Genomic DNA, 23,273 nt, shown 5'->3' on the forward strand with positions numbered 1-23,273 from the left:
GGGGCTTGGGGTGATTTTTCACCGAAAAATTAGATTCTTGCCGTTTTTATATTAATATTCAGCCGGGAAGTTATTCCTGGCTTTTTTTAGTGCCATTCTGTTCTGGTTCAATCTCTTTTCTATGACTCAACCTTACTTGCTTGCCGGCGCCCGCAGCCGGCACTTCTGGCTGTTGCTGTTGCTACTGCTGGGCGCGGCCGGGGGCCCCGCCGCGGCCCAAACTGTGCGCTACGTCATCAGTGGCCGGGTGCTGGATGGCAACAACGAAGGCTTACCCGGCGCCACGGTGCGCTTGCTGAACACGGTGCTCGGCGTGACCTCCGACGCCAACGGGCGCTACGAGCTGCCCGCGGCCGTAGCCCCCGGCACCTACCAGGTGGAGGTGAGCTCGGTGGGCTACCGCAGCACGCGCCGCACGGTGGCGCTGGGCACGGCCGGCCCCGTGGCCGTGCAGGACGCCATCCTGACCGAAGACCAATTGCGCCTGAACGAGGTGGTGGTGACCGGCACTTCGGTGGCCACGAGCAAGAAGCAGCTCGGCAACACCATTGCCACGGTGAGCGGCGACGAGCTGCGCACCACCGTGCCCACCCAGATTGACCAGGCGCTGGACGGCAAGTTTGCGGGCGTGCAAATCACCCAAAACTCGGGCAACCCGGCGGGCGGCATGTCGGTGCGGCTGCGGGGCCCCAGCACGGTGGCCGGCTCGTCGGACCCGCTCTACATCATCGACGGGGTGATTGTGAACAACGACTCGCCGCAGCTGCTCGACCTGGGCGGCTCGGCCCAGAACCGGCTGGTCGACATCAGCCCCAACGACGTGGAGCGCGTCGAGGTCATCAAGGGCGCGGCGGCGGCGGCCATCTACGGCTCGCGGGCGTCGAACGGCGTGGTGCAGATTTTCACCAAGCGCGGCAAGGAAGGGGCCCCGCAGGTCACGTTTTCGTCACAGCTGCTGGTCTCGCAAATCCGCAAGAAGCTTGATTACAACCAGTACCCGTCGCGCTTCACCAACTTCGTGGCCACCGACCTGACGCAGGTGCCGGTGCAGCGCTACGACTACCAGGACGGCATTTTCCGGACCGCCGTGGGCACCGACGACTACGTGAGCGTGACCGGCGGCTCGGCCACCACCAAGTACTTCGCCTCGGCCAACTACTTCCGCAACCAAGGCATTATCAAGGCCTCGGACTTTGCCCGCGGCGGGGGCCGGGTGCGCGTGCAGCAGTCCTTCGGCTCGAAGGCCAGCCTGAGCGTGGGCGCCAACTACACGCTTAGCGAGAGCCATGATATTCCGAATGGCGGCATTAACGAAGCCTACGGGGCCCTGACGGGCTTCATTTTCGCCAACAACTTCATCAACCCCGCCGCCGACCCCACCACCGGGCGCTACCCCAGCACCTCGCCCCAGGCGTTTGTGCTGCGCACCAACCCGCTGGAGGCCATCAACCGCTTCAACTTCGTGCAGCGCACCTCGCGCTTCATCGGCGATGCCCAACTGAGCCTCACCCCGTTCGAGGGCTTCTCGTTCGACTACGTGCTGGGCTACGACGCCAGCACCCAAATCGGCACGGGCTTCATTCCGGTAGGCAACACCACGCCCAGCTACAGCACCGGCTACGCCCGGCGGGCCGACCGCACGGCCATTCTGGTGAACAACGACGCCACGTTCAACTACCGCCGCAACTTCACGGAGTGGCTGGCCAGCACCACCACCGTGGGCGGCACCTTGCAGTACGACCAGGCCCTGAGCACCAACCTCACCGCCATTCAGCTCTCGCCCATTGTGCAAACGACCGCGGGTGGCACATTGGTGCCAACGACAGTAAATGGCTTGCCCGTGCCCAACGACAGCCGCCAAGAACGTACGTTCGTGGGAGCCTTTGTGCAGCAAACGCTGGGGCTGGGCAACCGCCTGTTTCTGACGGGCGCGCTGCGGGTGGACGCGGCCTCGGTGTACGGCGCCAACAACCGCACGCAGTATTACCCCAAGGCCAGCGTGGCCTACGTGCTGTCAGAGGAGAAATTCTGGAAAGACGGCAAGCTGGGCACGTTAATTCCGCAGTTCAAGCTGCGCGGCTCGTTCGGCAAGGCCGGCAACCTGACGGCCATCGGGCCCTACGACCGGTTCACGAACTATGGTCCCGTCACGGCCGGCTCGCTACAAGGGCTGGCCCCGGCTACTTTATTAGGCAACGAAAACATTAAGCCCGAGCGTCAAACTGAGTTCGAAACCGGCGTCGACGCCAGCTTCTTCAACGACCGGCTGGGCTTCGAGGTGTCGTACTACAACAAGCGCGTGCAGGACCTGCTCCTCTCGCGCGACCTGGCCCTGAGCAGCGGCTACAGCAACCGCTTCGAGAACATCGGCAACATGACCAACCGCGGCATTGAGGTGCTGGTGCGCGCCACGCCGGTGCAATCAAAAGCCGTGCGCTGGAGCATCACGGGCACGTTCACGCACAACGAAAACCACATCACCGACATCCCCGGGGGCCTGCTCACCTTCCCCAACGGCTTCGGCCTGGTGGCGGCCGTGGAGGGCCAGCCGCTGGGCACGTTCTACGGCACGTATTCGGCCCGCAACCCCGACGGCAGCCTGCTGCTCACGCCCAAGCTGAGCGACGGCAGCGGCGGCCTGCCCCAGCGCGAGCGCGGCGTGCAGGGCCCCAACGGCACCGGCACGCCCCAGCGCGACGCCACCGGCCAGCCCACCGGCGCGTTCCTGAGCAAGGTGCTCGGCAACCCCAACCCGCGCTACATCGCCTCGCTCATCAACGAAGTGGGGCTGCTCAACAACCGCCTCCTTTTGCGGGTGCAGTTTGATGCCCAGCAGGGCTTCGACGTGTTCAACTTCACGAGCCGCGTGGGCAACCGCGACCTGTACGGGGGCCTGAGCGGCTACGAGGGCGAGCTGCGCGGCGAGGTGCCCAAGGGCACCAGTGCCGCCATCTACAACACCTTCGACCGCTGGGTGGAGGACGGCTCGTTCGTGAAGTTGCGCGAGGCCTCGGTGAGCTACCTGCTGAAGCCCAAGGCTCTGGGCCTGCGCGATTTACGGCTGTCCGTGTCGGGCCGCAACCTGGTGGCTTTCACCAAGTACAGCGGCTACGACCCCGAGGTGAACGCCGCCGGCCAGAGCAACGCCGTGCGGGGCTTCGACTTCGTGGAGGTGCCCATCCCGCGCACCGTGTCGGTGGGCTTCAACGCTTCTTTCTAAGTAAGTTGTCAGTTGCTCGTTGTCGGCTGTTAGCAGGTCACAAGTTACTGGCTAACAACCGACAACGAGCAACTGACAACCCGTTTACTTTTGGCTGCTTACTTAATTGATATGAAAAACCGCTTCTCCTCGCTGCGCCGCTGGGCCCGGCTGCTGCCCGTGGCCGCGCTGCTGGGGCCCACCGCCTGCCAGCTCGACGTGGTGAACCCCAACGCCGCCACCGACGCCCAAACCCTGGGCACCCGCGAGGGCCTGCTGGCCCTGAGCGTGGGCCTGCGCCAGCTCTACTCCGCCTCGGCCCTGGAACCCATCCTGCTGACGCCGGCCACCACGTCGCGCGAGGTGAAGGGCGTGGCCACGTTCATCAACGTGACCGACCTGGAAACCGGCGGCACCGCCCTGCCCAACGACAACGCCAACCTGACCAACCTTTTCTCGCGCTCGTTGCGCGTGGTGGGCGTGGCCGACCAGCTGATTGCCGCCGCGCCCACCGTGCTCAGCACCGACGCCGGGGCCCGCAGCGGCGTGCTGGCCCACGCCTACCTGTTCAAGGCGGCGGCGCTGGGGGCCCTGGCCGGGGCCTTCGAGCAGGCGCCCATCACCACCAGCACCACCGGGCAGGCGGCCTTCGTGCCCCGCGCGCAGGTGCTGGCCGAGGCCGTGCGCCTGCTGGACCTGGCCACCGCCGAGCTGGCAGCCAACGCCGCCTCCGCTGATTTCACGACCCAGGTGCTGGGCACGGCCTTCAACCTGCCCAACACCGTGCAGGCCTACCGCGCCCGCCTCAACCTGGTGGCCGGCAACTACGCGGCGGCCCTCACGGCGGCCAATCTGGTCGATTTGACGGTGCGCTCGGTGTTCAGCTACAGCAGCCAGAGCCCCAACCCCATTTACCAGTCGGTGAACATCACGCGCAACTTCGCGCCGCGTGGCAACTTTGGCCTGCCCGCGGGCTTCGTGGACCCCGCCGACCGCCGCCGGAGCTTCTTCCTCACCGGGGCCCGGGTGGCGAGCCCGCCGGATAGCCTGCGCACGCTGGCCGGCTTCTTCACCAGCCTCACCAGCGACATTCCGGCCTACCAGCCCGACGAGCTACGCCTCATCCGGGCCGAGGCCAACCTGCGCCTGGCCACGCCCAACGTGGCGGGGGCCCTGGCCGACATCAACGCCGTGCGCACCCAAACCAGCGGCGACCCGTTTGGCGTGTACGCGGCCCTGCCGGCCTACAGCGGCTCCACGGCGGTGGCCGATTTGCTGCTCGAAGTGTACAAGCAGCGCAGCATCGAGCTGTTCCTCAGCGGCCAGCGGCTGGAGGACAGCCGCCGCTTCGGCCGCCCCGGCCCGCCCACCAGCACCGCCGAGCGCACCCGCAACTACTACCCCTACCCGCGCCAGGAGCGCCTCAACAACCCCAACGTGCCCGCCGACCCGGCCATCTGACGGGCCGCGCAGCACTACCGGTTTAGCACCAGGGGCCCCGTTTCGTCCGAAACGGGGCCCCTGGTTTTTGGGTTTGGATGCGGGTGTGGGGACGATTAGGCGGTGCGGACCACGACGCGGCGGTCGTCGGCGGCAGTGGTAGTGGCGCCGCCCATCAGCAGCGTGTCGGTGCTCTCCCAGGCCACAAACTTGTCACCGCCAACGGCGGTGGCCGTGCCCACTGCTTGCACCCGGCCGGTGCTGGTGCCCGATTGGGCGGCGGTCCAGATGGGTGCGGGCTCTTGCTCGACCCACAAAAAAACGGGTAAGTACCGTAACGCCAACAAGGGCGGGGCGGAAACAGGTAGGCGTGTTTTCATAAAAATGTGGAGAGGGGTAGCACAACATCTGCTGCATTGGTTAAGACCTTGCAGTACACAAAGTTTTCTATAAATTGTGCGCCTGACAATACCTACTTGTAAGTAATTTTTGGGGCCTCGCCCACCGCCTACAAGCCGTGCACTTGGGCGAAGCGCATCAGTTCGGCCACGCCGTGCAGGCCCAGCTTCTGCATCAGGTTGCGGCGGTGGGTGGCCACCGTGACTTCGGCCAGCGAGAGGCGCGCGGCAATGGCCCGGGAAGAAAGGCCTTCGCACACGAGGCCGATGATTTCGCGCTCGCGCGCGGAGAGCTGGTGCAGGCGCAGCAAGGCATCGGCGGCCGGGTGGGGCGCGGCGGCCCGGGGCCCCGACCGGGCCGGTAATACCCGCTGCCCCGCGTGCACGGCCCGGATGGCGGCCAGCAAGTCGGTGGCTTCCGCCGATTTGTCGAGGAAGCCCTGGGCCCCGGCCGCCGCTACTTGCGCCACCAGTACGGGCGAGGTGGCGCTGCTGAACACCAGCACCCGCAGCGCCGGCCACTGGCGGCGCAGGCGCGGCAGCAGGGCCAGCCCGTCGTGGGGCGGCGGCAGGTGCAGGTCGAGCAGCAGCACATCGGCCGGCAGCACGGGGGCCCCTTCCAAAAACGCCAGCAGGGCCCCGCCGGTAGCAAACTGCCCGTTCACCACCAAGTCCGGCTCTTGGCTGAACAGCGCGGCCAAGCCCCGCGTCAGGGCCGGGTGGTCGTCCACGAGGATTAAACGGCAGGGCATGGGCAGAAAACAGTTATTGCTCAGCAATTAACACCATAGTTACCTATTACGAATCGCGCCTTCGCCCTTAAAATACTGGCAGCTCGACACTAACGACCGTGCCCTGGCCGGGCTGGCTGCTGATGAGCACCCAGCCGCGCAGGTAGCTGGCGCGGGCCTGCACGCCGCGCAGGCCCAAGCCCCCGCGGTGCGGGGCCGGGCCGTGGGGGTCGAAGCCCCGGCCGTCGTCGGCCACGGTGAGGCGCACCCCCGCGTTCGAGCAGCGCACGCCCACGCGCACGTAGCTGGCCTCGGCGTGGCGCAGGGCGTTGTGCAGCAGCTCGGCCACGATGCGGTAGGCCGCCTGCTGCACGGGGGCGGGCAGGCCGTCAGCATCGGGGTCGCAGCGGGCCGTCACGCGGGGGCCGTCGTCGGTCAGGCCCAGGGTTTCGACGAGCAGGGCCAGGGCCTGGGGCAGGGGCAGCAGCTCGTCGGCCGGAATGGGCAGCAGCACGTGGCTGAGGGTGCGCACGTCGTGGCGCAGCTGGCGCAGCAGGGCCTCGGTTTGGGCATGGGCCTCGGCCAGCAGCGGCGGGGCCAGGGCCAGGGCCTGCCGTACCAGCCGGCCCTGCCAGGCCAGGTGCAGTGCCGTGAGGCCGGGGGCCAGGGCGTCGTGCAGCTCGCGGGCCAGGGCCGCGCGCTCCTCCTCTTGGGCCCCGATGAGGCGCTGGCCGGCCACCGCCCGCTCGCGCAGCTGGCGCACGCGCAGCTCGGCATTCTGGCGCAGTGTGCGGCGGAAGCGGTCCGTGAGCAGGGTACTCAGCGCGAGCAGCTCCAGGGCCAGGCCCCAGGCCAGGCCGTTGGGGTTGGCAATATGAATGTTGGTCAGCCCCGAGCGGTTCAGCAAGAAATTGACGCTGCCCAGGAAAAAGCAGCTGTACGTGAGCCCGTAGAGCGCCGCCAGCCGCTGCTGCGGCGGCCGCCCGTAGCGCAGCACCGCCGTGAGCATGGCCCCGCCCGCCAGCAGCATTCCCCACAGCAGCACCTCGCGGGCGCCGTTCAGCCAGGCCAGCCCCGCGGGGGCCCGCGCCAGCACGGGCCCAAACAACAGGGCGTAGGCCCCCACGCACGCCACCGCCCCCACGCTGAGCCCCACGCTGAGGCGGTACAAGCGCGGCCAGCCCTGCCGCAGCCGCACAAACAGCCCCATGATGCGCAGCCCGCAGGCCAGGGCCAGCAGCAGCACGCTGTACTGCCCCAGGCGCCAGCCCAGCCCGTAGGCCCACGGCGGCAGCAGCCAGGCATCGATGCCGTCTTCCATCAGCAAAAACCAGGTAATAAAGAACACGTAGGCCCCGTACCAGAGGTGAATGCGGTCGCGCAGAAACGCGTAGAGCAGGAGGTTGAACAGGGCACTGCTGAGGTACACGCCCAGTAGCCACACCCAGTTTTTGGTCATGAAAAACCCCGACTCGTAGGCCAGGTAATCCTCGGCCGTGGTCAGGTCGGTGGGCAGGTACAGGGCCCCGGTGTGGTTCTCGACGCGCAGGTACACCACGGCCTGGGCGTGGGCTTCGAGCCAAAACGGCAGGCAGCTGGCCCGCGCCGGAAACCCGCGCCGGGCGGCCACCACCCGCCCGCTGGTGGCCGCCACGAAGCGCGGCACACCCCGCCCGCCGGGCTGCACAAAGAGCGTGGCGCTGTCCACGAACGTGTACAGGCTCCACACGAAGCGGGTGCGTTGGGGCAGCGTGTTCACCACGGTGGCCCGCAGCCACAGCCGGTCCTGCGTGTAGCCCACCTGAAACACGCGCCCCGGCGGTACCTCCCGAAACCGCCCGGCGGCCCACAGCGCCGCCGCTTTAGCCCCGCTGCTTGGCTGGTCGCAGGCGTCGAGGCAGTAGGCGAAGTAGTGGTTCCAAGGCCCGTCGTTCACGGCTCGCAGGAACAGGGTGTCGGCAACCAGGGGCCCCGGGCGGGCCGCGGCCGGCCAGGCCAGCAGCCCGCTGCACCCCAACCAGCCGAGCAGCACGAAAAAACGCATGGAACGCTCGCCACCGCTGTTTTACCCGGGAAGCGCCACAATATAGAACAAAGTTTTTTTATTAATTTCCCAAGTTGCACCCCAAACCCGCCGTCGCCTAGCAACGGCCATTCCACACCCAACTAATTGGCGGTCAGCCTTGCGCCCAACCGGTGCCTAGCGCCGCCGCACCACCACCCCAAACCACAGCGGCCGGGTAGCCAGCGAGTCCTGAAACGTGACGTCGAGCACCACGTGGGGCCCCGGCCGGGCCGAGTCGGCGGCAAACCGGAACTGGTAAAACAGCAGCGCCGGCCGCCCCTCGGGCAAGCGCCAGCCCAGCTTGTACAGCTCGATAGCGGGGCCCCAACGCCGGGCCTGCGCCCGCAGCACGCCCACCTGGGCCGCCGCCTGCGCTGCCGACAATGCTGCCCCGGGGGCCAGCGCGGCGTGCGCAGCGCGGGGCCGGCCGGCCAGCGCATTCAACAAAAAATGCCGAGCCAGGAAGGCCTGCGGGGGCCGTGCCGCCGGGGCCCCCAGGCCGGCCGCGGCCCAGGCCAGGAAGCCGAACAGGGCCCCGGGGGCCCTCCTCACTTGCTGGCAGCGTCCTCGGGCACCATGATGAACAAGTCTTCGCCGGGGCGCTTCATCAGGTATTTTTCGCGGGCGAATTTCTCCAGCAGCGCGGGGCTGCTCATCAGCTCGGCGCGGTCACTCTTCACCGTTTCGATGTTGTCGAGGTAGTACTGCTTTTCGCTGAGCAGGTCCTGGTACTTGCGGTAGATGTCGAACTGCTTGCCCAGGTCGTTGGCGTCAAACACCAGCATCCACACCAAAAAGGCCCCGCCCACGAGGAAGTAAAAGCTGCGCACCACGCGCAGCACCGGCACCAGGAATCGGGGTATTGTCATCGGTCGTTCGCCGTTTAGGGGCCCCTAAAGCTACGCAAAAGCCCCCGCTGTTCGGCACAGCGGGGGCTTTTCCACTTTATAAAACGCTTAACCTCGCAGGCTTATCGAGCCCGCGCCGTGCTACATTTTGCGGCCGGGGAAGTAGGCGATTTCGCCCAGCTCTTCCTCGATGCGCAGCAACTGGTTGTACTTGGCCATGCGGTCGGAGCGCGAGGCCGAGCCGGTTTTGATCTGGCCGGTGTTCAGGGCCACGGCCAGGTCGGCGATGGTCGAATCCTCGGTTTCGCCCGAGCGGTGGCTCATGATGGACTTATAGCCGTTGCGGCGGCCTAAGCTTACGGCGTCAATCGTTTCGGTGAGGGTACCGATTTGGTTGACTTTGATGAGGATGGCGTTGGCAATGTGCTCGTCGATGCCACGCTGGAGGCGCTCCACGTTGGTCACGAACAAGTCGTCGCCCACGAGCTGAATTTTCTTGCCCACTTGGTCGGTGATGCTCTTCCAGCCCGCCCAGTCGTCCTCGGCCAGGCCGTCTTCGATGCTGATGATGGGGTACTTCTTGGTCCAGTCCACCCAGTAGCTCACCATTTGCTCGGGCGTCAGCTTCTCGCCGGTGCTCTTTTTGAAGTGGTAGTGGCCGTCTTCGAAGAACTCCGACGCGGCGGGGTCGAGGGCAATCATCACCTGCTCGCCGGGCTGGTAGCCGGCCTGCTCGATGGCTTGCAGCACAATTTGGATGGCCTCCTCGTTGCTCTGAATGTCGGGGGCAAAACCGCCCTCGTCGCCCACGTTGGTGCTGTAGCCCTTTTTCTTCAGCACCGTTTTGAGGGTGTGGAAAATGTCGGTACCCCAGCGCAGCGCCTCGCTAAACGAGCTGGCGCCCACGGGCATCACCATAAATTCCTGGAAGTCAATCTTGTTGTCAGCGTGTGAGCCGCCGTTGAGGATGTTCATCATCGGCACGGGCAGCGTGGTGGCGCCCACGCCGCCCACGTAGCGGTACAGCGGCATGCCGGCGTCCTGGGCGGCGGCGCGGGCCGCGGCCAGGCTCACGCCCAGGATGGCGTTGGCCCCGAGGTTGCCCTTGTTGGGGGTGCCGTCGAGCTCGCGCATGATTTTGTCGATCAGCCCCTGCTCGTATACCGAGAAGCCCACCAGCTCTTCGGCCAGCGTGGTGTTCACGTTCTCCACCGCCTTGAGCACGCCCTTACCCTGGTACATGGCTTTGTCGCCGTCGCGCAGCTCCACGGCTTCGTGCACGCCGGTGCTGGCCCCGCTGGGCACAGCGGCGCGGCCCGTGGCCCCGCTGTCGGTGGTCACGTCAACTTCGATGGTGGGATTGCCGCGCGAATCGAAAATCTGGCGGGCGTGAATTTGCGAAATGATGCTCATTGAAAATGAGGTTTGGTTGGGGAGGAAGGTTCCAAAACCCGCCCCGGCGGCCCCAATGCCCGCCGCGGCGCGTTGTGGCGGCAAGGTACTCATTCCGTTTTTTAGCACCCCGCCGCCGTCAGTTAAAACGCGGTAAAATAATACGCGCCGGGCCCCTACCCTTCCAGCCAGCGCCGGAACTCGGGCGTTTGGGCGGCGCTGGTGGTGAGCACCGCCTCGGGCTTGGTGCGCAACTGCACCGCCAGCCGGTTGTTGAAGTAGGCCTCCACGCGCGCCACGAAGGCAATGTTCACCAGCTCGGAGCGGTTGAGGCGGCCGAAGTGGGCGGGGTCGAGCTGGCGCTCCACCTCGGCCAGCGTACCGGCCAGCGGGTAGCGCGCGCCAGCTGCGTCCACAGCGAAGGCCACGCCCGCATCGGCTTGCACGTAGGCCACGTCGGCCACGGGCAGCACGTAGAGGCCGTTGCGCATCCGCACCGAAAACCGCTGCTTGTACTGGGGCCCCGGCGATGGGCGTAGGGCCTGGGCCAGCGTGCGCAGCACCTCGGGGCTCAGCACCGAGGCCCCAGCGTCAGTGCTGGGGCCCCCGGCCAGGAGCTGGTACTTGTCCAGGGCTTCCCGAAACTGGGCGTAGTCGAACGGCTTGAGCAGGTAGGCAATGCCGTTGCCTCGGAACGCTGGCAGCAAAAACTGGTCGTAGGCAGTGGTGAAAATGACCGGACACGTCACCCGAAACTGCTCGTAAAGCGCAAACACGTTGCCGTCGAGCAGCTCAATGTCGGAGAAAATTAGATCCGGCACGGGGTGCGTTTCCAGCCAGGCCAGGGCCTTGGCCACGCTGCGCAGCACGGGCGGGGCCAGCGGCGCCAGCCCGGCCCGGGCCAGGAAATCCACCGTTTGGCGGGCGGCCAGCTCTTCGTCTTCCAGAATCAGGATGTTCATCGCAAGGCGGGCTTGGGGGGCCCCGGGGCCAGCGCCACCAGCGGCACGGCCACGGCAAAGGTGGCGGCGGTGGCCGTCACCGTAATTTCCTGGCCGGCCAGTAGCCGGTACCGCTCGCGCAAGTTGGCCAGCCCCGTGCCCAGCGAGTCGACGGCCGTGCGTTTGGGCCGGCGCGGGTGGGCCACGCGCAGGGCCTCGGCGGTGGCCCCGATGGTGGCCCCGATGGTGATGCGCAGCGGGTCGTCGTCGTCGCCGGCGTTGTGCTTGATGGCGTTTTCGACCAGCAGCTGCACCGTGCCTGGCACCACCAGCAGCCGGTGCAGCTCGGCCGCCGCGGGCAGCTCCTGCCAGAACTCGTAGGCCGCCCCGAAGCGGTGGCGCAGCAGGTAAATGTATTCATCCACAAATTGCAGTTCCTCGGCCAGCGTCACAAAGTCGTCGTTCTTATGGCGAATCAAAAAGCGGTAGAGCGCGGCGAAACGGGTCAGGTATTCGTGGGCCTCGGCCGGGTCGTGTTGGATGAGGCCCCGCAGCACGTTGAGGTTGTTGAACAGGAAATGCGGGTCAATCTGGGCCTTGAGGTGGCGCAGCTCGCTTTCGGTCTGGGCCTGCCGCAGCTGCAATACCTTTTGCTGGGCCTCGAAGTAGCGCTTGCCCGTCAGCAGCACGGCCAGCAGGCCGTAGCTTTTGGCGTGGGCCACCGCCCCCAGCACCAGCCGCGCCCCCGATAGCGGCACCGCGTGCCCCAGCAGGGCCCCATAGAGGCTGACGTAAGCCCAGCCGCTCAGCAGCAAAAACAGGGGCAACAGCGCCAGGCCCAGCCAATGCCGTCGGTTCAGGAACAGCGGCAGCAAGCCGCCCACCAGCACGCCCACCGTGGCCGTGTCCAGCAGCGCCGTAGCCCCCACCACCGGCAGCGCCCGGGCCCAGCTCCAGCCGGTGTCGGCCCCGTACTGCACCAGCAAGATGGGCCCTACCACGAGCCAGTAGGCAGCCACCAGCCCCAGGTCCGAGCGCGAAAGCCGCGGCGCGGCAGGTAAAACATTCATGTGAAAGGAATTGCAGACAGTAGACTTGTTCCCCAATAAGAAATCGGATGTTTTCCAAGCCGTATTTGGAGCCAGAAACGGTAGCTGCTCCAAGAACCTGAGGATACTGGCTTGGCCAAGCCAAATAGCCCACCCAGTTGCCCAAAGGGACGCAAATTTTCAGCCATTTCTTATTCGGGAACAAGTCTAGTGGCTAAACTAAACGGATAATGGCTTGGGGCCCCCAACGCACCGCCTCAAAGCAGTGCCTTTGCCACCGCCACCAGCTGGGCTGCTTCGTTCATGCCCGAGTGCACAAAAATGGGCAGCAGTAGGCTGCCGCTCCGCGCCCGGCACCACGCCAGCACAAACCGACCCACGGTCGGAATGGCCATCGGCAATAGTTGCAGTGCGACGTGCAAATCGGGGCTGACGCGCAAGCCGTGGCATAGCCCAAAAACGAGCGAGCTGGCCACCGCGCCCCACCCCATGTCGGCCCCCAGTACGCGCACCCGGCCCGCAAAAGCCCGGTCAAGTAGCGCCAGCAACACCCCGCGAAAGGCAAGCTCCTCGGTCAGCCCAGGCATTGTCAGCTGAAACAAGTGGTATTCCAGCGCCGGCTGCCCACCCGGCACCAATGCCCACAGCACCGCTGATTCAACTAGTATTAGTGGCAACAAGCAGCGGCCCACATCGCGGCCGGTTCCGGGATTGAAACCGGCCCGCAGCCCGAATTCTGCTCGTTTCCAGCCGCCTAATCGCATCAGTAGGGCAATGGCAGCCACGCTCGCCAGCAGTGCCAGCATTTGGCTGGTCCATTTATCCAGTGGGGCCCAGGCAGCCGCAATGTTACAAAAAACAAGCAGTGCCCCCCACAGGATATTGCGCCGGTCAGCGGCGCGCCACAACCCCGGCAAGCACAGCAACAAGACGAGCATTCCTAATATGAATGCACTAACAATCAGTCTCATCAGTATCAAATGGTTGATTTATTACCCTATCTTCAAATTTTTCCACCGATTAACGGCGGCTGGATACCGCCGCTGCTGGGGCCCCCAGCGGCGTTACGGGGCCCGAGCCGCGTATCAGCACCAAGTACTGCACATAGGCTGTGGCCGGCAGCTCGGGGCGGAACTGCATCTGCTGTTCCGGCGGCATCCCCGGCGCGTAGCGCAATTGAATGGGCTGGCGGGTGGCGGCGGCCCCCGGCGCGTCGAGCCGCACCAGCGTGGTGCTGCCCGGCGCGGTGCGCTGCTTTAAGTCGGCTAGGCCGGTTATCGTTACCAAGGGCCCGTCGTGGTTGAATTTATCGGTCACGGTGTACGGCTGCCCCGCCGCCTGCCAGGGCCCCGGCAGGCCGTCCGTCGGGTACAGCATTTGGCACTCGCTAAACACGCACAGCACCGACACCACCTTGTCGTGCACCGGCAGCGTACTCTGCCCAATCCGGGCAGCTAGGTCCGAAAAGCCGTTTTGCAGTGGGCTTTGCAGCACATGGCCCAGGCCCCACATTCCGTACATCTTCTCGTGGGCCAGCCGCTTGGTATGCACCAACGCCTGGAAATTGGCAAAAATATTGTCCTCCCGCCGACCCGCTCGCAAGTCGTAGGCCGCATTCGCCAGCGCAAGGCGCAGGTCATCGTATTCGCTTCCCAAATGCCCGCTGGCCAGCGCCAATGCTGCCCGCTGCGTCACTCCCGGAAGCCCCGGCCCCCCCGGCTGCCGCAGCACTGCCACCACCGAATCAACGCGGCTACGCAGCCCGGGCGCCAGCGGCGCCGTACGCAGCAGCGCCGTGATATAATCAGCAGCCAGTGGTAAATCTTGCAACTGGTCGAGCCCCACGAACCGGATGCGCCGCGCCGCCGGCAGCGTCTGGTTCAGGGCCCTGATGCGTTGAATTTTCTGGTAGAACTCCTGATTGGCCCACTGCGACCGGTCAGCTACCCAGCCCCTGAACACTAGTCGCAAGGTACTGTCCTGGCCCGTGCGCAGGTATTCGTTCAGATAATACGCCTTGGCGCAGTCCACTTCTGCCACGTAGGTGCGTACCCCTGCCCGGGCATTCAGGTGCTTCAGCAGGGCAAAATCAACGTCTTGGGGACGCTGAACCCCGTGCGATTCACCCAGTAAAAACAGTTGGTTAGCATAAAACGCTTTGTCGAACAGCGCAAACGTCTCCCTTCCCGCCTCAATGGTTTCCAACGGGGCCCCAGTAAATACGGACTCCGGCAAGGCTGTTTGCGCCCGGGCCCCCGGGGCCCTTAATAGTAGCGGTGTGGCCCAAAACAAAGTGTAACTCAGAAGCAAAGTGAATTTCATAATGAAAAGCGGCTTGGCCGCATAGTCGGTGATGGAGTACTTCAAAGCACGCCTCTCCCGCCGCTGGCCCCGCCTAGCCGCCCACCAATCCGCTGAAAATTCCGATGAGTTACCGCAAAAATTCCACGAGTTTCCTTGCCCAAAACCCAACAAAAAAGGGATGCCCCGTGAGGAGCATCCCTTTTCAAAATCAAACTTGGGGAGCTTACGCGTCGGCTTTGGCCTCGTCGCGGCTCTCGCCATCCTTCACCGTTTCGGTGGGGGTATCTTCCGGAGCTGACTGCTGCACGGTAGCGTTGGGCGCTACGGCCTCACCCGTCATTTCGGTGGCCGAAGTCACAGCGGCATCACCGGCAACCGGCGCGGCACCACCCGAGCGGCGGCGCGAACGGCGCGTTGTGGTGGCCTTCTCAGCAGTAGCGTTTTTGGCTTCCAGCAAGGTATCGTTGTAGTCCACCAGCTCAATCACGCACATATCGGCGTTGTCACCGAGGCGCGAAGCACTCAACTTGATGATGCGGGTGTAACCGCCGGGGCGGTTGGCAATTTTGCCCGCCACTTCACCGAACAATTCCTTAATAGCCTCTTTCTCCTGCAACTGAGCAAACACTAAGCGGCGCGAGTGCGTCGTGTCTTCTTTCGACTTGGTAAGCAGCGGCTCCACGTACTGGCGCAAGGCCTTGGCCTTAGCAACGGTCGTGGTCACGCGCTTGTGCATGATGAGCGACGTTGCCATGTTCGACAGCATCGCGTGGCGGTGGGCGGTAGTCCGGCCCAAATGGTTAATCTTTTTTCCGTGCCGCATGGACTGAAAAGTAAGTGTGCACTTGCGGGTAGCGACCACGGCGGGTCAAAACCTCATTAGAACCGCTGCCCCTCGGGCGCACTGGTTGAAAATGTGAAAAACAAAAAAGTGGAGCAGTGCCGCAGTGGTTACCCACTGTCGCACTGCTCCACGACATTACTAGTCTTCTTCGAGGCGGTACTTGCCGAGGTCCATACCGAACTCCAGGCCGCGCTCCTCTACCAAGTTCTCCAACTCTGTCAGGCTCTTCTTGCCAAAGTTCCGAAACTTCATCATGTCGGCAATCTCTAAGGTCACCAGCTCGCCCATGGTCTTGATGTCGGCAGCTTTGAGGCAGTTCTTGGCGCGCACGCTCAACTCCATGTCTTCCAACGGAGTTTTCAGCATTTTGCGCATCTGCATGGTTTCCTCATCGATGGGCTCATCTTCCACTACACGAGCCCCTACGGTAGCCATCGTGCTGTCCGAAAACAGCATGAAGTGTTGAATCAAAATGTTAGCTGCACCTTTCAGCGCCTCTTCCGGATGGATAGAGCCATCGGTCTGAATTTCAAGAATAAGCTTCTCGTAGTCAGTCTTTTGCTCCACGCGAGTATTCTCAATGCTGTATTTCACGTTCTTAATAGGCGTGTAAATAGCATCAATGGCAATCTGACCAAATACTTGGTCAATCTGCTTGTTTTCGTCAGCCGGTACGTAGCCGCGGCCACGATTGATGGTCAATTCAAATTCCAGTTCTTTGCTCGGGTCAACGTGGCAAATCACGTGGTCCGGGTTCAGCACCTGAAAGCCGCTGGCAAACTTGCTGATGTCAGCGCCCGAAAAGGTGTCCTGTCCTTTCACGCGCACCGTAATTTTATCCGGAATGGCATCGCTCACTTTCTTGAAGCGCACCATTTTCAGATTCAGAATGATTTCGGACATGTCCTCAATCACCCCTTCAATCGTCGAGAACTCGTGCAACACGCTATTAGTGCGCACCGAAGTAATGGCAAAACCTTCCAGCGACGACAACAGAATGCGACGCAGCGCATTGCCGATGGTCACGCCGTAGCCCTTCTCGAGCGGTTTAAATTCAAACGTCCCGGTGAAGTCGTCGGATTTCTCCATCACTACTTTCTCCGGCATCTGAAAAGCTAAGATTGACATAGATGAGGCGTTAAAAACTAAAAAAAGATGAGGGAGGCATTACGCACGAATGCGGCCCGGCAATTTGCCAGGCCGCACCCTATCGGCGCTATGCAGATTACTTCGAATACAATTCGACAATGAGCTGCTCCACGATTTTCTCAGGGATCAACTCGCGCGAAGGCGCATTCACAAATTTGCCAGCCAGTTCCTTGCCATCCCACTCCAGCCACGAAAACTGACGCGAGTTGCGAACCGAAAGGCTGGTAGCAATGGCTTCCAACGACTTCGACTTCTCGCGTACAGCTACAATGTCGCCGGCACGCAAGTGGTACGAGGGAATGTTCACCACTTCACCGTTCACCGTGATGTGCTTGTGGCCCACCAGTTGACGAGCAGCGCGGCGGGTCGAAGCAATGCCCAAACGGTAAACCGTGTTGTCGAGGCGCGCCTCCAGCAAACTCAGCAAGTTGTCACCCGTAATGCCGGGTAGGCTGGCTGCTTTATGAAACAGGTTCTCGAATTGCTTCTCGAGCATCCCGTACATATACTTCACTTTCTGCTTCTCCATTAGCTGCACAGCGTATTCCGACTGCTTCTTGCGGCGGCCACGGCCGTGCTGGCCTGGAGGGTAGTTTTTCTTGTTGAGCGCCTTGTCCGGGCCGAAAATCGGCTCGGCGAAGCGACGGGCAATCTTGGACGTGGGGCCGGTATAACGTGCCATGTTAGTATAAAATCAGAGGTGAATAATCAGACGCGACGGCGCTTGGGCGGGCGGCAGCCGTTGTGCGGCAGCGGCGTTACGTCGCGGATGGTCGTCACCTCAATGCCCACGTTACCCAAGGCGCGGATGGCCGACTCACGGCCCGAACCGGGGCCCTTTACGAACACTTCAGCTTTGCGCATACCCAGATCATGGGCAACTTTGCCGCAATCGCTCATCGCCATTTGGGCGGCGTAAGGCGTGTTTTTCTTTGAACCACGGAAGCCCATTTTGCCAGCCGAAGCCCACGAAATCACTTGTCCGTTGTTATTAGTGATGGAGATGATAATGTTGTTGAATGAAGCACGAATGTGCACTTGTCCAACTTGCTCCACCACGACAACGCGCTTCTTAGCTTTGTCTTTTCTTTTTTGTGCCATTTGGTTATCGCGAAAAATGTGGAAGGTGTTGACACTGGCAACTCGAGTGCATCACCCGTAGCAGCCAACGCCGATTCCCACTAAAATTTATTTCGTTGCCTTCTTCTTGCCGGCTACGGTTTTACGCTTACCCTTGCGGGTACGCGAGTTATTTTTGGTACGCTGGCCACGTACGGGCAATCCTTTGCGGTGACGCAAACCACGGTAGCAACCGATGTCCATCAAACGCTTGATGTTAGTGGTTACTTCCGAGCGCAGCACGCCCTCGGTCTTGTGCTCAGCAGCAATAATTGCGCGAATAGCGCCGGACTCTTCCTCAGTCCAGTCTTTCACTTTCTTATTAATGTCAACACCTGCTTTAACCAGAATTTTCTGGGAATTGCTCCGGCCAATGCCGAAAATGTAAGTCAGGGCGATTTCGCCGCGCTTGTTGTCCGGGATATCAACCCCTGCGATACGAGCCATGTGGTTTTGTTATGTGTTTGCGGACAGAAGCCCGGCAGCATCTTGGAAGGCGACCACCGCAGTGGCCAGTACCCAAGGCTCCGGGATTCTTGAAAATTTATTTATCCCTGACGCTGCTTGTAGCGGGGATTCTTTTTGTTGATGACGTACAGCTTGCCATTACGGCGGACGAGTTTACAGTCCACACTGCGCTTTTTCACCGAGGTCTTGACTTTCATGACGAGGTTATTTGTAACGGTATTTAATTCGGCCCTTCGACAAATCGTAAGGTGACATTTCTAGCTTCACTTTATCCCCCGGCAGAATTTTAATATAGTGCATCCGCATCTTACCCGAAATGTGGGCAATTAGCTGGTGACCGTTTTCCAACTCCACGCGAAACATAGCGTTGGAAAGGGCTTCGAGGATAGTACCGTCCTGCTCAATAGAGGCTTGTTTGGCCATAAGGGGCTACTGCAATGCTTTTTCGATGTATTCAAAAGACGTGAGAATCTCCGCCTTATCTTTTCTAACAACAACAGTGTGCTCAAAGTGCGCTGAAGGTTTGCGGTCTTTGGTACGGATAGTCCAGCCATCTGCTTCCTGCACTACATCCTTCTTGCCCAAGTTCACCATCGGCTCAATAGCCAATACTAAACCTGTTTGAAGCAAAGGACCAGACCCTCGCTTACCATAGTTTGGTACTTCAGGTTTTTCATGCAAGCTGGCTCCCACACCGTGGCCTACTAACTCCCGAACTACGCCGTAGCCTAGGGGCCCTACATGGTTCTGAATTGCGTAGCTGATGTCACCAACACGGTTGCCACTCACTGCTTTTTCAATCCCTTTGTACAGGCTTGCCTTGGTTTCTCGCAACAAGACTAGTACCTCTGGGGTCACCTCCCCAATTGGGTAAGTGTAAGCACTATCGGCGTGGTATCCGTTTAGGAAAACGCCGCAATCAATCGATAGAATATCACCGCTTTTCAACGGCTCATCCGTAGCGAATCCATGTACAACCACCGCATTGGGTGAGACGCACAGGCTAAATGGAAACTTGTTATAGCCTTTAAAAGAAGGAGTTCCACCATGATCCCGGATAAACTCCTCAGCTCGTTGATCAAGTTGACGAGTAGTAATTCCTTCTTTCACCAAGGTAGCAACTTCACCATGAGCCTTGGCCAACAGTTGAGCACTGGCACGGATAAGGTCAATCTCTTCCTCTGTTTTGTATTGAATGCTGCCGCTTGCCATGATAATCGCTTACGAGGCCAGGGCCACGTTTTGCGAGCGTCCACGCACCCGGCCCGATTTCATCATACCGTCGTAGTGCTGCATCAACAGGTAGCTCTGAACCTGATTCACCGTATCAAGCACTACGCCTACCATAATGATAAGTGAAGTACCACCATAGAATGCCGAGAACGGACGAGTAACGCCTAGTAACAAGGCAATAGCCGGGAAAATGGCAATAGCAGCAAGTGCGATAGCGCCTGGCAACGTGATGCGGGTCAGAATTTCATCAATAAATTCCGAAGTGTCCCGACCAGGTTTAACGCCTGGCACAAAGCCACCACTACGCTTTAAGTCATCTGCAATCTGGTTAGGATTGACACTGATTGCTGTGTAAAAGTAAGTAAATACAACAATCAGAATCCCAAACGTCAGGTTGTATTGCCAAGAGGTATAGTCTGAAAACTTCACTCCAATATAGCTAGCAAAATCACTCTTGTTCTGCCAAACTGAAGCAGCAATTGCTGGCACGAACATCAACGACTGAGCGAATATGATGGGCATTACCCCAGCGGCGTTTACTTTCAGTGGAATGAACTGACGCTGTGCATCAAGCTGTGTAGTACCGCCTACCTGCTTGGCATATTGTACAGCGATGCGGCGAACTGCCTGCGTCAGGACGATTACTGCCATTACTACTAGAAAGAGTACAACCAATTCCAGCAGGAAAATCAACGACTTATTCACTCCCTTAGCAGCTGCTTCCCCAATAATGGCACCGGGAAGACGCGATACGATGCCTATCATGATAATCATGGAGATACCATTACCAATGCCTTTGTCTGTGATTTTTTCGCCCAGCCACATGCAAAACAGCGTTCCCGCCGTGATGATAAGCATGGTCGAAATCGTAAAGAACGTGCCTGGGTTTGTAATAGCCTCCGCATTTATGGTAGCAATAAAACCAACCGACTGAGCCAACACAATAGGTATTGTGAGGATACGTGTATACTGGTTTATCTTCTTGCGACCCGATTCACCTTCCTTCTGCAGCTTCTGGAAATAAGGCACTGCAATTGTTAACAATTGCAGAACGATACTAGCCGAGATGTAGGGCATAATGCCCAGCGCGAAAATAGAGGCATGGCTAAAAGCACCACCGAGCAGTGTATCCAAAATACCAAACAAGCCAGCCGCGCCCGTTTTCAAACGGGTTGGGTCAACACCTGGCAGCACGACATATGAGCCCAGCCGATAGATAGCAATGAAAAAAAGCGTATTGAGGATTCGCGTACGCAAATCCTCAATCGCAAAAATATTCTTTATCGCGGTGATAAACTTATTCATTGCTTTTTTATTGAGCTTTAGAGCGTTACCGCTTTGCCGCCCGCTTTTTCAATGGCTTCTGCAGCCGACTTGGAAAAGGCGTGAGCATGAACTTCTAACGCAGTAGTGACTTCACCACGGCCCAGAACTTTGATTTTCGCGTTTTTCGATACTAACCCATTAGCCACAAAATACGCCGCGTCCAATGTGGTAGCCTGTGTACCTTCAACCAACGAGGCTAACACATCAAGATTGATGGCTTTGTACTCGATGCGGTTGATGTTAGTGAAGCCAAACTTAGGTACCCGGCGTTGCAGAGGCATTTGACCGCCTTCAAAGCCCGACTTGCGCTTATAGCCAGAGCGTGACTTGGCACCTTTGTGACCCCGAGTCGACGTACCACCACGGGTCGAGCCTTCGCCCCGGCCAATCCGCTTTTGGTTCTTTGTAGAGCCAACAGCAGGTTTTAGATTGCTAAGATTCATAACGTTTGGAGAACTACAGTTCGGTTACTTGCACCAAATGCTGCACGCTCTTAACCATGCCCAAAATGGCAGGATTTGATTCGTGCTGAGCAGTGCTATTCATTTTACCCAAGCCCAACGATTTCACGGTGCGCTTTTGGCGCTCGGGGCGGTCGATGACGCTGCGCACGAGCTTTACTTGAATTTGTGCCATCGTCAATTAACCGTTAAATACGCGGGACAATGAAATACCACGTGCCTGCGCGATTTGCAGCGGGTCACGCATTTTGGATAAAGCGTCAAAGGTAGCTTTCACTACGTTGTGAGGGTTCGACGAACCCTTAGACTTAGCTAGTACGTCTTTAATACCGGCGCTCTCGAATACCGCACGCATGGCCCCACCAGCAATTACGCCGGTACCAGCAGCAGCCGGTTGCACTAACACAAAACCACCGCTGTATTTACCTTGCATCACATGAGGTACGGTATGCTTGTACATCGGCACCTTCACCAAATTTTTCTTGGCGTCGTCAATGCCTTTAGCAATGGCATCGGTTACTTCGTTAGCTTTACCTAAGCCATAGCCTACAGTACCGTTACCGTCGCCCACCACCACAATGGCAGAGAAGCTGAAGCGACGACCACCTTTTACCACCTTCGCTACACGGTTGATAGCAACGACTTTTTCTTTAAAGTCAGAATCCGGGCCCATGCGGCTCGCTTCCTTGTTACGGTCCCGGTCGTTGCTACGCTGACGGTCTCCGCCAGGACGATTATTGTCGCGTTCTTGCGCCATGATAATTTAGAAATTGAGGCCGCCTTCGCGGGCTCCTTCTGCCAATGATTTTACGCGGCCATGGTACAAGTAGCCCGAACGGTCAAATACCACTTTCGATATACCTTTCTCCTGGGCTACCACCGCCAACTGCCGACCAACGGCGGCGGCCAAAGCTACGCCGTTACCGCCTTCAGCAGTTACCTGTTTAGACGAAGCCGAAGCCAAAGTACGGCCAGCCGTATCGTCAATAATCTGAGCGTAGATGCCCGTGTTACTACGGAACACCGACAACCGCGGCCGCTCGGACGTGCCAGCCACCTTAGTGCGGATGATGCGCTGGATCCGCTTTCTGCGGGTTGCTTTGTCAAAAGCCATGATGCGAAATTATTTAGAGGCTGTTTTACCAGCTTTGCGACGGATGATTTCGCCTACGAAGCGTACGCCTTTGCCTTTGTAGGGCTCAACTTTGCGTAGCGAACGAATCTTAGCGGCTACCTGGCCCAAGAGCTGATTGTCGATGCTCGTGAGCGTCACAATCGGGTTCTTGCCTTTTTCGGTGATTGCCGTGGCAGTCACTTCTTTTGGTAGGGCAATGTACACGTTGTGCGAGTAGCCAAGTGCCAGCTCCAAGGTGGTACCAGCTAAAGTAGCCTTGTAACCCACACCTACCAATTCAAGCTGCTTGGTGAAGCCATTGCTCACACCAACCACCATGTTGTTAATAAGGGAGCGATACAGGCCGTGCATGGCCTTGTGGCGCTTCTGCTCGGTGGGACGGGTTACGGTAAGGGTACCGTCTTCAATAGCGACGGCAATATCGCGGTCCACTTGCGTGGTCAGCGAGCCCTTGGGGCCCTTTACCGTCACCGCGTTGTCTTTGTCAACCGAAACAGCGACTCCAGTAGGAACAGCAATCGGCAATTTACCAATACGTGACATATTTCTATTAGCTAAGCAAGTTCCGAATTAGTACACGAAGCACAATACTTCGCCACCCACATTCTCGGTTTTGGCTTCTTTCTCCGTCATTACACCTTTAGAGGTCGATATGATGGCGATACCTAAACCGCTGAGTACTCGCGGCAGATTATCAGCCGCAACATACTGGCGCAAGCCAGGCGTCGAAACACGCTGAAGCTTGGTAATGGCCGGAGCCTTGGTAGTCGGGTTGTACTTGAGCGCGATTTTAATCGTGCCCTGTACTGCCGCATCATCAAACCGGTAGCTCTGAATGTACCCTTTGTGATAGAGCACCTTCGTGATTTCCTTTTTGATGTTGCTGGCCGGGATTTCTACCACCCGATGGTTCGCCTTGATGGCGTTGCGCACCCGGGTAAGGTAATCGGCAATGGGATCAGTATTCATTGAGTGCTGAGTGCGTTCACTTTTTTCGGAGCGCAAAGATAAGAAAATTTCGTCGGGTCCCCAGTGGGGCCAACGAAATTTCGGTTAAGACTACTCGGCTTGCCCGGCGACGGTGCAGCCAATGGTTTCTTTCGGCAACCTGCCAAAGGGTTTAGAGACTTCCCCAACTTTTCGGAGTGCAAAGGTAATGAAAGCGCGAGAC

Annotated in this window: 27 protein-coding genes; 2 read left to right on the plus strand and 25 right to left on the minus strand. The window is 60.2% G+C overall.

All coding sequences use genetic code 11. From position 1 onward, the window contains the following. Positions 1-121 precede the first annotated feature (121 nt). Positions 122-3,220, plus strand: a complete 3,099-nt coding sequence (locus tag AXW84_RS17775) for a SusC/RagA family TonB-linked outer membrane protein (protein WP_071892257.1) — start codon at positions 122-124, stop codon at positions 3,218-3,220. A 111-nt stretch (positions 3,221-3,331) separates the two neighbouring features. Beyond that, positions 3,332-4,660, plus strand: coding sequence for a RagB/SusD family nutrient uptake outer membrane protein (locus AXW84_RS17780; protein ID WP_157887101.1), 1,329 nt, complete (start codon positions 3,332-3,334; stop codon positions 4,658-4,660). Positions 4,661-4,755: 95 nt separating this feature from the next. Here AXW84_RS17780 and AXW84_RS17785 read toward each other — a convergent pair whose 3' ends face one another. The 25 genes from AXW84_RS17785 to rpsH form a co-directional block, all read right to left on the minus strand. Further along, a complete protein-coding gene (locus AXW84_RS17785) occupies positions 4,756-4,956 on the minus strand; it encodes a hypothetical protein (protein ID WP_068236324.1) in 201 nt (66 codons plus the stop codon). Between the two features lie 191 nt (positions 4,957-5,147). Beyond that, a complete protein-coding gene (locus AXW84_RS17790) occupies positions 5,148-5,789 on the minus strand; it encodes a response regulator (protein WP_068236327.1) in 642 nt (213 codons plus the stop codon). 67 nt (positions 5,790-5,856) lie between these two features. Next, the gene (locus AXW84_RS17795) at positions 5,857-7,812 is read right to left on the minus strand and encodes a sensor histidine kinase (protein ID WP_068236330.1); all 1,956 of its coding nucleotides are present in this window, start codon (positions 7,810-7,812) and stop codon (positions 5,857-5,859) included. A gap of 156 nt (positions 7,813-7,968) precedes the next feature. After that, positions 7,969-8,385, minus strand: coding sequence for a hypothetical protein (locus tag AXW84_RS17800; RefSeq protein ID WP_068236333.1), 417 nt, complete (start codon positions 8,383-8,385; stop codon positions 7,969-7,971). Next, positions 8,382-8,702 (minus strand): FtsB family cell division protein, encoded by a 321-nt coding sequence (locus AXW84_RS17805; protein ID WP_068236336.1) that lies wholly within the window; start codon positions 8,700-8,702, stop codon positions 8,382-8,384. Before AXW84_RS17805 ends, AXW84_RS17800 begins: the two co-directional genes overlap by 4 nt. 120 nt (positions 8,703-8,822) lie before the next feature. Next, positions 8,823-10,094, minus strand: coding sequence for a phosphopyruvate hydratase (eno, locus tag AXW84_RS17810; RefSeq protein ID WP_068236338.1), 1,272 nt, complete (start codon positions 10,092-10,094; stop codon positions 8,823-8,825). 155 nt (positions 10,095-10,249) lie between these two features. Next, positions 10,250-11,035, minus strand: coding sequence for a LytR/AlgR family response regulator transcription factor (locus AXW84_RS17815; RefSeq protein ID WP_068236341.1), 786 nt, complete (start codon positions 11,033-11,035; stop codon positions 10,250-10,252). After that, entirely contained in the window at positions 11,032-12,084 is a 1,053-nt protein-coding gene (locus AXW84_RS17820) for a sensor histidine kinase (protein WP_068236344.1), read from the minus strand. Before AXW84_RS17820 ends, AXW84_RS17815 begins: the two co-directional genes overlap by 4 nt. Positions 12,085-12,320: 236 nt before the next feature. Next, positions 12,321-12,650 (minus strand): CPBP family intramembrane glutamic endopeptidase, encoded by a 330-nt coding sequence (locus AXW84_RS25140; protein WP_157887102.1) that lies wholly within the window; start codon positions 12,648-12,650, stop codon positions 12,321-12,323. 433 nt (positions 12,651-13,083) lie between these two features. Beyond that, on the minus strand, positions 13,084-14,268 hold the full coding sequence (locus AXW84_RS17830; protein WP_068236350.1) for an erythromycin esterase family protein: 1,185 nt from the start codon (positions 14,266-14,268) through the stop codon (positions 13,084-13,086). A 322-nt stretch (positions 14,269-14,590) separates the two neighbouring features. After that, positions 14,591-15,190 (minus strand): 50S ribosomal protein L17, encoded by a 600-nt coding sequence (gene rplQ, locus AXW84_RS17835; protein WP_068236353.1) that lies wholly within the window; start codon positions 15,188-15,190, stop codon positions 14,591-14,593. A 159-nt stretch (positions 15,191-15,349) separates the two neighbouring features. Then, positions 15,350-16,339 carry a DNA-directed RNA polymerase subunit alpha gene (locus AXW84_RS17840; protein WP_068236356.1) on the minus strand — a complete coding sequence of 330 codons (990 nt, stop codon included), beginning with the start codon at positions 16,337-16,339 and terminating at the stop codon, positions 15,350-15,352. 97 nt (positions 16,340-16,436) lie between these two features. Continuing rightward, positions 16,437-17,042: a 30S ribosomal protein S4 gene (rpsD, locus tag AXW84_RS17845; RefSeq protein WP_068236359.1), complete on the minus strand. Its 606-nt coding sequence runs from the start codon at positions 17,040-17,042 to the stop codon at positions 16,437-16,439. Positions 17,043-17,068: 26 nt separating this feature from the next. Then, complete coding sequence (gene rpsK / locus AXW84_RS17850; RefSeq protein ID WP_035567868.1) at positions 17,069-17,461, minus strand: 30S ribosomal protein S11; 393 nt, start codon at positions 17,459-17,461, stop codon at positions 17,069-17,071. A gap of 87 nt (positions 17,462-17,548) precedes the next feature. Then, a complete protein-coding gene (rpsM, locus tag AXW84_RS17855; protein ID WP_068236362.1) occupies positions 17,549-17,926 on the minus strand; it encodes a 30S ribosomal protein S13 in 378 nt (125 codons plus the stop codon). A gap of 101 nt (positions 17,927-18,027) precedes the next feature. Next, entirely contained in the window at positions 18,028-18,144 is a 117-nt protein-coding gene (rpmJ, locus tag AXW84_RS23510) for a 50S ribosomal protein L36 (RefSeq protein ID WP_044016053.1), read from the minus strand. 7 nt (positions 18,145-18,151) lie between these two features. After that, positions 18,152-18,370 (minus strand): translation initiation factor IF-1, encoded by a 219-nt coding sequence (gene infA, locus AXW84_RS17860; protein WP_035567874.1) that lies wholly within the window; start codon positions 18,368-18,370, stop codon positions 18,152-18,154. Positions 18,371-18,376: 6 nt separating this feature from the next. Continuing rightward, positions 18,377-19,159: a type I methionyl aminopeptidase gene (gene map, locus AXW84_RS17865; RefSeq protein ID WP_068236371.1), complete on the minus strand. Its 783-nt coding sequence runs from the start codon at positions 19,157-19,159 to the stop codon at positions 18,377-18,379. 9 nt (positions 19,160-19,168) lie between these two features. Continuing rightward, positions 19,169-20,485, minus strand: a complete 1,317-nt coding sequence (secY, locus tag AXW84_RS17870) for a preprotein translocase subunit SecY (RefSeq protein WP_068236374.1) — start codon at positions 20,483-20,485, stop codon at positions 19,169-19,171. Positions 20,486-20,502: 17 nt separating this feature from the next. Continuing rightward, positions 20,503-20,949, minus strand: a complete 447-nt coding sequence (rplO, locus tag AXW84_RS17875; RefSeq protein ID WP_068236377.1) for a 50S ribosomal protein L15 — start codon at positions 20,947-20,949, stop codon at positions 20,503-20,505. Positions 20,950-20,962: 13 nt separating this feature from the next. After that, complete coding sequence (gene rpmD, locus AXW84_RS17880; RefSeq protein WP_068236380.1) at positions 20,963-21,142, minus strand: 50S ribosomal protein L30; 180 nt, start codon at positions 21,140-21,142, stop codon at positions 20,963-20,965. Between the two features lie 6 nt (positions 21,143-21,148). Next, a complete protein-coding gene (gene rpsE / locus AXW84_RS17885; protein ID WP_068239666.1) occupies positions 21,149-21,640 on the minus strand; it encodes a 30S ribosomal protein S5 in 492 nt (163 codons plus the stop codon). A 90-nt stretch (positions 21,641-21,730) separates the two neighbouring features. Next, positions 21,731-22,081, minus strand: a complete 351-nt coding sequence (rplR, locus tag AXW84_RS17890) for a 50S ribosomal protein L18 (RefSeq protein WP_068236383.1) — start codon at positions 22,079-22,081, stop codon at positions 21,731-21,733. A gap of 9 nt (positions 22,082-22,090) precedes the next feature. Beyond that, the gene (gene rplF / locus AXW84_RS17895) at positions 22,091-22,645 is read right to left on the minus strand and encodes a 50S ribosomal protein L6 (protein ID WP_068236386.1); all 555 of its coding nucleotides are present in this window, start codon (positions 22,643-22,645) and stop codon (positions 22,091-22,093) included. A 27-nt stretch (positions 22,646-22,672) separates the two neighbouring features. Next, positions 22,673-23,071: a 30S ribosomal protein S8 gene (rpsH, locus tag AXW84_RS17900; protein WP_068236389.1), complete on the minus strand. Its 399-nt coding sequence runs from the start codon at positions 23,069-23,071 to the stop codon at positions 22,673-22,675. Positions 23,072-23,273: the final 202 nt, after the last annotated feature.

This window comes from Hymenobacter sp. PAMC 26628, from assembly GCF_001562275.1.
GTDB lineage: Bacteria > Bacteroidota > Bacteroidia > Cytophagales > Hymenobacteraceae > Hymenobacter.